This window comes from Mycobacterium sp. DHQP2018-32-09 (assembly GCF_058148405.1).
Window position 1 is genome coordinate 1 of the sequence record NZ_JBYVYK010000086.1, and the last position, 11,979, is coordinate 11,979.

Sequence of the window (11,979 nt, forward strand, 5' to 3'; positions counted from 1 at the left end):
GCCGCGCGGCGGGCCGCCACCGCCACCACCGTCCGGCATGGGCCCGCCGGGCCGCCCGCAGCGACCCCCGCCGCCCCCGCCACCGGATGCGACGACGACCGTGCTGGCCCACCCGCTCCCGGGCGGTGATCGCCTGATCATGGTCGCCGACACCACGGCCACGACGCGGCTTCTGGGCCAATTGCGGATGGCGATGCTGGCCGCGGCGTTGGTGGCGCTCGTCCTGGCGGCCGCCGGCGTCGCGCTGGTGGTGCGGGCGGCGTTGCGCCCATTGGACCGCCTGACCACGCTGGCCACCGCGATCACCTCGGGTGACCGCGGCAGGCGGCTGCGTCCCGACCGGCCCTCGACGGAGCTGGGTCGCGCGGCGTTGGCCTTCGACGAGATGCTCGACGAGTTGGAGGCCTCCGAGGCGCGGGCCAGACGGTCCGCGGACACGGCCGCACACGCGGAGGCCACGACGCGCCGGTTCCTGGCCGACGCGGCTCACGAACTGCGCACCCCCATCTCGGGCATCCAGGCCGGTGCCGAACAGATGGTCGGGGCGGCAAGCCAACACGTCGACGATCCCGACCACGACCGGCAGCGTCACCGTGCCGCCCTGGTGCTCGCCGAGGCGCGCAGCGCCGGTCGCCTGGTGGCCGACATGCTCGACCTCAGCCGCATCGACGCCGGGGTGCAGATGCATTGGCAGCGCTGTGATCTGGCCGCGCTTGCCGAGGACGTGCGCGCCAGGACCGCGATGCTGGCGCCGTCGGTCACCGTGACGCGGTCCGGTGTGGCCACGCTGCCACTGGTGACCGACCCCGGCCGGGTCAGCCAGATCCTCACCAATCTGACCGACAACGCCCGCAGGCACACGCCCGTCGGGGGCAGCATCGTCATCGACGTCGGTGCGGCCGCGGGCGGTGCGGTGGTGTCGGTCGTCGACACCGGTTCCGGCGTGCCCGACGACCAGCGGGAGCGCATCTTCGAACGCCTGGTTCGGCTCGACGAGTCACGCACGCGCGATCACGGCGGCGCAGGCCTGGGCCTGTCGATCGCGCGCGGGCTGGCCCAGGCGCTGGGCGGCCGACTCGAGTGCCTGCCCAGCCGGTCGGGTGCCCACTTCCAGCTGTGGCTTCCCGCGGCGCCGGTGGGCTGAGCGGGCGCTACCGTGCGGTGTCGCGGTAGCGCGCCGCCCGGCGCACCAGCTCCAGGTCGGGTTGGTCGAGCAGCGGGTGGCGTGACGCGTAGACCTCCAGCACGGCGTCGAAACGCGCGGCGACGCGGTCGGCCGTGATGCCGAACTGGGTCGGCCGATCGTCGGAACGCGCTGTCGGCACCGGCAATCCGGAGTCCAGGACATAGGTCAGGATGCTGCGGTCGTACCAGTCGAGATGCATCGTGGGCCCGCCGTCACCACGAGACCGCGAACTCGCCCGCGGCGTCGAGCAGCCAGTCGGCGAGGTAGCGCGCGAACGACGCCCGGACGAAGATGCGGTAGTCGGTGCCGTCGGTGCCGTCGGTGCCGTCGGTGCCGTCGGTGCCTTTGCCGGCGAGCGGGACCAACACGACCGCGGCCTGCGCGAGCATGGTCTGCAGCGCGGCGCCCGGCCCGCACACCGACGGGTGCAGGTCCAACGAACACCCCTTGGCCAGCACGTCGCGGGCGCGTTGCCCGCGCAACCGGATCACCGTGCGTTGCGCGGAGACGTCGACCGCGGCGCCGCCGGACGCCCCGACCGCGTCTCGAAGCGTCGCCTCGAGCCGCTCGCCCGACTGCGTCGCCGAGGTGATCAGCCACTCCTCGGGCCCCAGCCAGATCGCGGCGACGTCGCCGCCGGTGGTCACGGTCCCGGGGCTCGTGGGCAGCGCGTCCAGACCGAGCACCGCGGCCGCGGCGGTTGCCCCGGCGCCCGCCGGATCCACCCACAGGTCGACCATGGCGACGAACGGTTCCTCCTGCAGCCGTGCGGATTCTGGCAGTCGCGCGAAGCGATCGGCGTACGCCTGAAGTGGACTCCGGCGGGTCAGTTCTTCGGCCAACCCGGCTTCGGCCAACCCGGTTTCGGCCAATCCAGTCGCAGCCGACCCGGTTCCAGCCATCTCGGTGTCAGCCATCGCGGCGCGCTCCTTCGGGATCGACGAGGACGGATCCGGTGACCTCGACGGCCACCAGGGCACCGTCGACGGGGACGGTGAGGGTGTCTCCGATGCGGGCGTGACCGCCCTTGACCAATGCCAGCGCGAACGGTCTGCCGAGTTCGGCGCTGCGATAGCTCGACGTCACGTGTCCGAGCATCGGGACGGGTGGCGGCGGGAGGACGCCGGATTCCGGCGTCTCGATGATCTGCGAGCCCTCCGGCAGCACCGTCTGCGCGTCGACCGGGAGCAATCCCACGAACTGCTTGCGCAGGGGGTTCAGGTTCTCGCTGCGGGTGAAGGAACGCTTGCCGACGAAGTCCGGCTTCTTCTTCGACACCACCCAGTTCATCCCGAGATCCTGTGGCGTGACGGTGCCGTCGGTGTCCTGTCCGATGATCGGGTAGCCCTTCTCGGCGCGCAGTACGTGCATGGCCTCGGTGCCGTACGGCGTGATGCCGTAGGGCTCGCCGGCGGCGATCAGCCGCTCCCACACCGCGGCGGCGTGCCAGCCGTCGACGTTGACCTCGTAGGCCAGTTCGCCCGAGAAGCTCACGCGGCCGATGCGCACGTGCACGCCGTCGAGCGTGGTGTCCCGCCACGCCATGAACGGGAACGCCTCGTTGCTGACGTCCACGTCACCGAACACGGCGCCGACGACGTCGCGTGACTTCGGACCGACGACGGGGAACGTGTGCCACTGCTCGGTGACCGACGTCAACCGCACCCGCAGGTGCGGCCACTCGGTCTGCAGCCACTCCTCCATCCACTCCAGGATCCGGGCGGCGCCGCCGGTGGTGGTGAACGCCTGGTAGCGGTCGTCGGCCAGGCGCATCACGGTGCCGTCGTCGATGACCATGCCGTCGACGCCGCACATCACGCCGTAGCGCAACATGCCGACCTTGAGCGTGCTCATCATGTTGGTGTAGAGCAGATCGAGGAACGCGCCGGCGTCCGGGCCCTGCACGTCGATCTTGCCGAGCGTGGATCCGTCGAGGATGCCGACTCCCGTTCGCGCCGCGGCGCATTCGCGCAGCACGGCCGTCTCCATGTCCTCGCCGGCCTGCGGATAGTACCGGGGACGCTTCCACTGGCCGACGTCCTCGAACACCGCTCCGTGGGTCACGTGCCAGTCGTGGACCGCGGTCACCCGCTCGGGATCGAACAGGGGGCCGCGGCTACGGCCGGCGAGCGCGGCGAAGGCCACCGGGGTGTACGGCGCCCGGAACGTGGTGACACCCAGCTCGCGGATGGGCACCCCGAGCAGCTCGGAGGTGATGCCCGAGGCCACGACACCCGACGTCTTGCCCTGGTCGTGGGCCGTGCCGATGGTGGTGTAGCGCTTGACGTGTTCCATCGACCGCATGCCCGCTCCGACGGCGCGCATCAGGTCCTCGACGGTCGCGTCGCGTTGCACGTCCACGAACTGGCGCGCCGCCTCCTCGGGTGCGGTGTGGGCGACCCGCCACCGCACGACGCCCGGATCCGTGCCGACGGCCACCGGATCGCCCTCCCCGGGGAGGGGTTCGGATGACGCCGCGACACCCAGCTCGGACAGCGCGGCCGCGGCGGCCTCGCGTCCGGAGCGCAGGCAGCCCGGCAGGTCGAACACGCCGGTGGCGGCACCGGCCACCCGTACCCCGGCCAGGGGTTCGGCGGGGACGAAGGCGCCGAGTGCGTCGTCGTAGCGCAGCGTGCCCCTGGCCTGGCTGAACAGGTGCACGGCGGGATTCCAGCCGCCGCTGACGAGCAGCGCGTCACATGCCAGTTCGACACTCTCCCCGGTCCGCTCGTCGCGGACCACGGCATGGGTGACGTGCGTGTCGCCGCGGGTCCCGTTGACCGCCGACGAGTTTCGTACGTCGATGCCGCGCGCCGCGCACGCGTCGCGCAGCTGCCGAGCCACGGTGGGGCGGACGTCGACGATCGCCGTGATGGTCACACCGGCGTCGTGCAGGTCGAGCGCGCTCCGATAGGCACTGTCGTTGGTGGTGAACACGACGGCGTCCGTGCCGACGAGCACGCCGTAGCGATGCAGGAACGTGCGGGCGCCGCCTGCGAGCATGATGCCGGGCCGGTCGTTGTCGGTGAACACCACGGGACGCTCGTGGGCGCCGGCGGCGACCACGACCTGGCGGGCGCGGATGCGCCACACCCGCTGCCTGCTGATGCCCGCGGGCGCCAGCGCTCCCAGGTGATCGGTGCGGCGCTGCACGGCCAGGATGAACCCGTCGTCGTAGTGGCCGAATGCCGTGGTGCGCTGCAGGTGCAGCACCTCGCGGTGACCGGCCAGCTCGGTCACGGCATCGGCGACCCAGTCGGTGGCGGGGCGGCCGTCGATGGTGTCGCGCGCACCCAACAGTGCCCCACCGGGCTCGCTCTGCTCGTCGAGCAGCACCACGCGGGCCCCGGCGCGCGCCGCGGTCAGGGCGGCGGCCAGACCGGCGGGGCCGGCGCCGGCGACCACGACGTCGCAGTGCACGTGCGTGGCGTCATACGTTGCGGGATCGGCGATCTCGGCGAGGCGTCCCTGACCGGGGATGCCGCGGGCCACCAGCCCGTCGAACAGCTCGATGGTGGTGGCCAGCAGCATCGGCTCGGGGAACGGGTACTCCACCTGCACCAGTCCGCCGGTGTCCTCCGCCCACGCCGACGTGAAGCCGCGCGGTCTGCCCATCTTGATGCTGGTGGTCACCTGGTGAATGCCGTTGGCCAGCAGAGCCGATGCCAGCGTGTCCCCGGCATGCCCGGTCAGTTCTCGACCGTCGAAGGTGAACGCGACGGTGGTCGAGCGGTCGATGCGGCCCCCCTCGCCGGCGCGCATGGCCGTCATCGGATCGCCGGCTTCGGCTCGCCGGTGCGGTACACGGCGTGGAAGCGGTAGGTGGCGGTGTCGCGCACGGCGTTGAACCAGCGGCGGCAGCCCGCGCCGTGGTTCCAGCGTTCGGCGAACATGCCCTTCGGGTTGTTCCGGTAGAACACGTAGTGCGCCCACTGTTCGTCGTCGAGGGCCTGCGGGTCCTCGGGGTAGGCCACGTGGGCCTCACCGCCGTAGCGGAATTCGGTCTCTTCCCGCGGTCCGCACCACGGGCATTCGATGAGTTGCATGGCTGGCTCCTCGGGGCAGCGGTGAATGGGTGTGCGGCGCAACGGAACGTCAGTGCGCGACGCCAGCGGCGCCGTGCTCGTCGACGAGCGCCCCGGAGACGAAGCGATCGAGGCCGAACGGGGCGACGTAGTCGTGTTCGGACTCGTTGGCGATGGTGTCGGCGAGGCACCAGCCGATGCCCGGCGTGACCTTGAATCCGCCGGTGCCCCAGCCGGCGTTGAGATACAGGTTCTCGTAGCCGACGCGGCCCACGATGGGCGAGGCGTCGGGGCAGACGTCGACGATGCCTGCCCAGGTGCGCAACAGGTGGGCGCGGGCGAACACGGGGAACAGTTCGACGGCGGCGGCCATCTGGCGTTCGATGACGTGGAACGCGCCCCGCTGGCCGTAGCCGTTGTAGGAGTCGACGCCGGCGCCCATGACCAATTCGCCCTTGTGTGCCTGCGATACGTAGACGTGCACGGCGTTGGACATCACGATCGTCGGGTGCACGGGCTCGAGCAGTTCGGAGACGAGCGCCTGCAGCGGATGGCTCTGCAGCGGCGTGCGGATGCCGAGCATGTCGGTCAGTGTCGACGTGTGCCCGGCCGCGCACAACGCGATCCGGCCCGCGGCGATGTCACCGCGCGTGGTGCGCACGCCGGTGACCCGGTCCCCGGCCGTGGTGAAGCCGGTGACCTCGCAGTTCTGGATGACGTCGATCCCGGCCTGGTCCGCGCGACGCGCGAAACCCCAAGCCACCCAGTCGTGCTTGGCGATGCCCGCCCGCGGTTGGTAGGTGGCCCCCAGCACCGGATAGCGGATGTCACTCGACGTGTTGACGATGGGGCAGAGGTCGGCGACCTCCTTGGGCTCCAGCCATTCGGCGTCGATGCCGTTGAGTTTGTTGGCCTCGACGCGGCGCACGCCGTCGCGGACGTCCTGCAGGCCGTGGGCCAGGTTGAGCACGCCGCACTGCTTGAAGAGGATCGGGTAGTCGAGGTCGTCCTCGAGGCCCTCCCACAGCTTCAGGGCGTGTTCGTAGATGCGGGCGCTCTCGTCCCACAGGTAGTTGGAGCGGATCAGCGTGGTGTTGCGGGCCATGTTGCCGCCGGCCAGCCAGCCGCGCTCGAGTACCGCGACGTTGGTGATGCCGTGGTTCTTGGCCAGGTAGTGCGCGGTGGCGAGGCCGTGGCCGCCGCCGCCGACGATCACGACGTCGTAGGATTTCTTGGGTTCTGGTGTGCGCCAGAGGAAGTCGGGATGTTCGGGCAGGTGCGCGCCGGGTGGCGTGCCGGGGGCGGGGTGCGTGGTCACCACGAGTCCTTCGTCGGGTAGAGCGGGAAGCGGCGGGCGATGTCGGTGACACGCGCCCGGAGGCGGTCGAGTGCGGCGTCGTCGGTGGTGGGGCGCAGTGCGTGGCTGGTGACGTCGGCGACCTCGCCGAACGCCTCGAGGTCGAGACCGCGCGTCGCCAGTGCCGCGGTGCCGATGCGCACGCCCGAGCTGACCATCGGCGGCCGCGGATCGAACGGAACGGCGTTGCGGTTGACCGTGATGCCGACTCGGTGCAGCCGATCCTCGGCCTGCTTGCCGTCCAGTTCCGACGCGCGCAGGTCGACGAGGACCAGGTGCACGTCGGTGCCGCCGGAGACCACGTCGATGCCGGCGTCCCGGGAGTCCGCGGCCAGCAGGCGCTCGGCGAGGACCTTCGCGGCGTCGAGCGTCAGCTGCTGGCGTGCGCGGAACGCGGGCTCGGCGGCGAGCTTGAACGAGACCGCCTTGGCCGCGATGACGTGCTCGAGCGGGCCGCCCTGCTGGCCGGGGAACACCGCGGAGTTGAACTTCTTGGCCAGCGCGGGGTCGTCGGTGAGGATGATGCCGCCGCGCGGTCCGCCGAGGGTCTTGTGCGTCGTCGACGTGACGACGTGGGCGTGGGGCACGGGGGAGGGGTGCAGCCCGGCCGCGACCAAACCGGCGAAGTGCGCCATGTCGACCATCAGATATGCGCCGACCTCGTCGGCGATGCTCCGGAACTCGGCGAAGTCGAGGTGGCGGGGGTAGGCCGACCAGCCGGCGATGATGACCTGGGGCCGGTGTTCGCGAGCCACCCGGCGCACCTCGGCCATGTCGACGCGGTGGTCGTCCTGGCGCACGTGGTAGGCGGCGACGTCGTAGAGCTTGCCGGAGAAGTTCAGCCGCATGCCGTGGGTGAGGTGGCCGCCGTGGGCCAGGTCCAGGCCGAGGATCTTCTCGCCGGGCGCGAGCAGCGCCGACAGGGCGGCGGCGTTGGCCTGCGCCCCCGAGTGCGGTTGCACGTTGGCGTGCCGGGCGCCGAACAGCGCCGTGACGCGGTCGATGGCGAGCTGCTCGATGACGTCGACGTGCTCGCAACCGCCGTAGTAGCGGCGGCCGGGGTAGCCCTCGGCGTACTTGTTGGTCAGCACGCTGCCCTGGGCCTGCATCACCGCGAGCGGGGCGAAGTTCTCGCTGGCGATCATCTCCAGGGTGCTTTCCTGGCGGTGGCGTTCGGCGGAGATGGCGGCGGCGACCTGCGGGTCGACGTCGTCCAGGGGGCGCTGGAGGCCGGTGTCCGGGTGCAGTGCTGCCGACGAACCCAAGACGTCTGTCACTGCAGTCCTCCTCGACTAATGGATGATTAATATATCAGTTGGCTGGCACCTTAACCGGCCGTGCGGGCCGGGGTCAAGGGTGGTCGCCATGCTTGATTCCACGTGTCGCGCATTGATATATTAGTCTCGTATCTGTTCGGGGACAGCCGTGCCGCAACAACCGGGCCAACGTCCGAGGAAGGGCGGTGAACGACGTGACGATCAGCGTCTTCGAGCTGTTCAAGGTGGGCATCGGCCCGTCGAGTTCGCACACCGTCGGACCCATGAAGGCCGCCCACCTGTTCGCCTCGCGGCTTGCCGACCGGGGCCTGCTGGAGCGCACCGCCCGGGTGCGGTGCGAACTCTTCGGCTCCCTGGGGGCCACCGGCCACGGCCACGGCAGCGTCAAGGCCGTGGTCCTCGGGCTCGAGGGTCAGCAACCGCATCTGGTGGATCCCGTGGCCGCGCAACCGCGTGTCGACGAGATCCGCGAGCGACGCCGGCTCCGGCTCGCCGGGGTGCGCGACGTCGACTTCGACGTCGATCGCGACGTCGTGCTGCACCGTCGCAAGCGGCTGGAGTTCCACAGCAATGGGCTGACCTTCGAGGCCTTCGACGACCGCGGTACCCGGCTGGAGCGCCGTGAGTACTACTCCGTCGGCGGCGGCTTCGTCCTCGACCAGGACGCCACGGGCAACGCCACGCTGGTCGCCGACCAGACACCGGTGCCGTACCCGTTCTCCACCGGCGCGCAGATGTTGCAGTGCTGCGCCGAGACCGGGCTGCGCATCAGCGACCTCGTGCTGGCCAACGAGACCACCTGGCGCAGCGAGGGCGACGTGCGCGCCGGGCTGCTCGACATCTGGAAGGTCATGCAGGAGTGCGTCGAACGCGGCACCCACGTCAGCGGGGTACTGCCCGGCGGCTTGAAGGTGCGCCGCCGGGCCGCGCAGCTGCTGGAACGCCTGCGCACCGGCGGCGACGAAGGCGATCCCCTGCGGGCCATGGAGTGGGTGACGCTCTACGCGTTGGCCGTCAACGAGGAGAACGCCGCGGGCGGCCGCGTGGTGACGGCGCCCACCAACGGCGCGGCCGGCATCGTCCCGGCGGTCATGCACTACTGCCGGCGGTTCGTCCCCGGTTTCGACGACGACGCCGTGGTCCGCTTCCTGCTCACCGCCGGCGCGATCGGCCTGCTGTTCAAGGAGAACGCCTCGATCTCCGGCGCCGAGGTCGGCTGCCAGGGGGAGGTGGGCTCCGCGTGCTCGATGGCGGCGGCCGGGCTAGCCGAGATCCTCGGCGCCACACCGGCTCAGGTCGAGAACGCCGCCGAGATCGGCATCGAGCACAACCTCGGGCTGACCTGCGACCCGGTGGGCGGCCTGGTGCAGATCCCGTGCATCGAACGCAACGCCGTGGCCTCGATGAAGGCCATCGGCGCGGCCCGGATGGCGCTGCACGGCGACGGCACCCACCACGTGTCGCTGGACAAGGCCATCAAGACCATGCGGGACACCGGTGCCGACATGAGCGTGAAGTACAAGGAAACCGCGCGAGGTGGCCTGGCGCTCAACGTCATCGAACTTCCCCTGAACGCCGTCGAATGCTGAGGACCGCATGACCACCCTGATCCTGACGCTGAGCTGCCCCGAGCGACCCGGCATCGTGCACGCCGTCACGCGGTTCGTCCTCGACCACGGCGGCGCCATCGTGCAACATCAGCAGTTCGACGACGCCACCTACGGACGACTGTTCCTGCGCACCGCCTTCCGGGTGGACGACGCGATCGCCGAAGAGCGCGTCGCCGCCGACTTCGCCGCCGTCGCCGCGGAATTCGGCATGACCTACGCCATCCGCGGCGATCGCGCGCCGCGCGTCCTGGTGATGGTGTCCAAACAGGGACACTGCCTCAACGACCTGGTGTTCCGTTGGCGTTCGGGCACTCTCGGCGGGGAGCTGGTGGCGGTGGTGTCCAACCACGACGACTTGCGCGCCATGGCAGCGGCCGCCGGCCTACCCTTCCAAGTCATTCCGGTGACCAGCGACACCAAGAAGCAGGCCGAGTACGAGTTGTTGGAACTGGTCGAGGCGCTCGACGTCGACCTGGTGGTGCTCGCCCGCTACATGCAGGTGCTCTCCGACGAGACCTGCACCGCCCTGCACGGCCGGGCCATCAACATCCACCATTCCTTCCTGCCCGGCTTCAAGGGCGCTCGGCCCTACCGGCAGGCCTTCGAACGCGGCGTGAAACTGGTGGGCGCCACCGCCCACTACGTCACCCCCGATCTCGACGAGGGACCGATCATCGAGCAGGAGGTGATCCGCATCGATCACTCCTACGACGAGCGCGCCCTCTCCACCGTCGGGCGTGACGCCGAGGCACTCGCGCTCGCCCGTGCCGTCCGCTGGCACTGCGAGGGCCGGGTGCTGCTCAACGGCCACGGCACCGTCGTGTTCCGCTGACCTCGGATTGCGCCCGGATCACGCATCGTCGACGTGGGGTCCGGCCTGCAGGGCCGCGACCATCAGGTCCAGGGTGCGTTCGAAGGTCGTTGCCGCATCCGCGGTTTGGCCGACCTCGGCGATCTCGATCGTCACCGCGCCGTGGATGGCGTACCAGACGGCTTGACTGGTGTCGTCGAGATCCGGCGCCGACGACGACCCCAACGGGTCGGTGACGTCGCCGACCATGCCGACCAAGGTGTCGAAGACCCGCCGGCCGCGGGCGCGCACCGGGGAGTCGCGAGGGGCGGCGGGGGAGCCCGTCGCGAACATCAACGCATACTGGGCGGGGTGGGACAGCGCGAACGCGCGGTAGCCGCGGCAGGCGTGGCGGAGCCGGTCTGCGGGCGGCGGTCCGGCATCGACGGCGATGGCCAGCGCCAACGCGTCGAATGCGCGCACGGCCAGGGCGTCGAGCAGCCCGTCCTTGCCGTCGAACCGGTTGTAGATCCCCATCGGTGCCACGCCCGCCTCCTGCGCGACGGCGCGCACGGTGACACCGGCGGCGCCGTCGCGGTCGAGGACGGTCTCGGCCGCGTCGAGCAACGCGGCCGAGACCTGATCGCTGGCAGTGCGGGTGCGGCGGTGCCCGGATCGGGACATGCTCACCCCTCCTTTATGACCCCGCGTTCGTACAGCCACGCCCGCACCGTGTCCGCCACGTCGCTCCAGCCGCCGTCGATCGTCAGCGAGTGCCCTCGGCCCTCGAACTCGCGGAAGTCGGTGATGGCCTCCGACGAGCCGTAGAGGCGATGGGCGGCCTTGGCCGTCACCAGCGGCACGGTGTGGTCGACGGTACCGCCGGTGATCAGCAGCGGCCCGCGCGACCCGTTGCGGGTGTTCACTCGAGTCGCCGCACCCGGCGTCAGGTTGGCCGTGGCCGCTTGGAACAGCGGCCTGCCCGGAGACGGGATCGCCCACCGGCTCCAGAGTGCGTCGGATTCCGCGGGCTCGAGGGCGTTGCCGAAGGCGTAGCGCCACTGTTCCTTGGTCAGGGCCGTCACCCGGGTGCGGTTGCGCGGGTCGTGCAGCACCGGCCACGCCGAACGGAGTTGCGCGAACGGCAGCGGCCGGACGCCCTTGATGGGCGCGGGATCGATGGCGACCGCCGCGGCGGCCCGGTTCCCGTCGAGGAGCCGCTGGGCGACCAGGCCGCCGAAGGAGTGCCCGATGACCACCGGCGGCGTGTCGTAGTCGGCCAGGATCCGCCCGAAGTGCTCCACGATCTCGTCGACGCCGACCCCTGCCTGACCCGACGGGTCTCGGCGGGTGAGTTCGGCCGTCGCGAGTTCGCCGGGCCAGGCCGGTGCGACGGCGCGGTGACCGTGCTCGGCGAGATGGTCGATCCAGGGTTGCCACGCCTCGCGTGACACCCACAGGCCGTGAATCAAGACGAGGTCCGCCATGGGGACCACTCCATCGGTTGTAGAACGATGTTCTATAACCGAAGGAACGAGACGGCGCCGCCCGGTATTCCCACCGTCGGCAGACGCCGAGAGGGCACGCGAGCCGTGGCTCGCGTGCCCTCTCGGTTCCGTTCGGGCGGACTAACCGCGTGACGGACTAGCCGCCGGTGCCCACGCAGATGCCGCCCGCGCAGGCGCCTGCGCCGCCGGGACCTGCACCCGCGCTCGCACCGGGGACGCCCGCGCT

Annotated in this window: 11 protein-coding genes; 3 read left to right on the plus strand and 8 right to left on the minus strand. The window is 71.0% G+C overall.

From position 1 onward, the window contains the following. The coding region (locus tag AC30CM_RS26160; protein WP_490119829.1) for a sensor histidine kinase at positions 1–1,144 on the plus strand (1,144 nt) is incomplete at its 5' end. Positions 1,145–1,151: 7 nt separating this feature from the next. On the opposite strand, the gene AC30CM_RS26165 is transcribed toward AC30CM_RS26160, so the two are convergent. The 6 genes from AC30CM_RS26165 to glyA form a co-directional block, all read right to left on the minus strand. Next, the gene (locus AC30CM_RS26165) at positions 1,152–1,385 is read right to left on the minus strand and encodes a hypothetical protein (RefSeq protein WP_490119830.1); all 234 of its coding nucleotides are present in this window, start codon (positions 1,383–1,385) and stop codon (positions 1,152–1,154) included. A gap of 13 nt (positions 1,386–1,398) precedes the next feature. Then, the gene (locus AC30CM_RS26170; protein WP_490119837.1) at positions 1,399–2,028 is read right to left on the minus strand and encodes a sarcosine oxidase subunit gamma; all 630 of its coding nucleotides are present in this window, start codon (positions 2,026–2,028) and stop codon (positions 1,399–1,401) included. Positions 2,029–2,095: 67 nt separating this feature from the next. Further along, positions 2,096–4,957: a 2Fe-2S iron-sulfur cluster-binding protein gene (locus AC30CM_RS26175; RefSeq protein ID WP_490119831.1), complete on the minus strand. Its 2,862-nt coding sequence runs from the start codon at positions 4,955–4,957 to the stop codon at positions 2,096–2,098. Next, positions 4,954–5,232, minus strand: coding sequence for a sarcosine oxidase subunit delta (locus tag AC30CM_RS26180; protein WP_490119832.1), 279 nt, complete (start codon positions 5,230–5,232; stop codon positions 4,954–4,956). The genes AC30CM_RS26175 and AC30CM_RS26180 overlap by 4 nt, the downstream gene beginning before the upstream one ends. A gap of 49 nt (positions 5,233–5,281) precedes the next feature. Next, positions 5,282–6,529: a sarcosine oxidase subunit beta family protein gene (locus tag AC30CM_RS26185; RefSeq protein ID WP_490119833.1), complete on the minus strand. Its 1,248-nt coding sequence runs from the start codon at positions 6,527–6,529 to the stop codon at positions 5,282–5,284. Then, positions 6,526–7,815, minus strand: coding sequence for a serine hydroxymethyltransferase (gene glyA, locus AC30CM_RS26190; RefSeq protein WP_490119838.1), 1,290 nt, complete (start codon positions 7,813–7,815; stop codon positions 6,526–6,528). Before glyA ends, AC30CM_RS26185 begins: the two co-directional genes overlap by 4 nt. A gap of 224 nt (positions 7,816–8,039) precedes the next feature. Between glyA and AC30CM_RS26195 the strand changes: the two genes are divergently transcribed. Both AC30CM_RS26195 and purU read left to right on the plus strand, forming a co-directional pair. Further along, positions 8,040–9,434 (plus strand): L-serine ammonia-lyase, encoded by a 1,395-nt coding sequence (locus AC30CM_RS26195; protein ID WP_490119839.1) that lies wholly within the window; start codon positions 8,040–8,042, stop codon positions 9,432–9,434. Between the two features lie 7 nt (positions 9,435–9,441). Beyond that, entirely contained in the window at positions 9,442–10,287 is an 846-nt protein-coding gene (gene purU / locus AC30CM_RS26200; RefSeq protein ID WP_490119834.1) for a formyltetrahydrofolate deformylase, read from the plus strand. Positions 10,288–10,305: 18 nt separating this feature from the next. On the opposite strand, the gene AC30CM_RS26205 is transcribed toward purU, so the two are convergent. Together AC30CM_RS26205 and AC30CM_RS26210 are read right to left on the minus strand one after the other, a co-directional pair. Beyond that, positions 10,306–10,929, minus strand: coding sequence for a TetR/AcrR family transcriptional regulator (locus tag AC30CM_RS26205; protein ID WP_490119835.1), 624 nt, complete (start codon positions 10,927–10,929; stop codon positions 10,306–10,308). 2 nt (positions 10,930–10,931) lie between these two features. Then, positions 10,932–11,732, minus strand: coding sequence for an alpha/beta hydrolase (locus AC30CM_RS26210; protein ID WP_490119836.1), 801 nt, complete (start codon positions 11,730–11,732; stop codon positions 10,932–10,934). Positions 11,733–11,979: the final 247 nt, after the last annotated feature.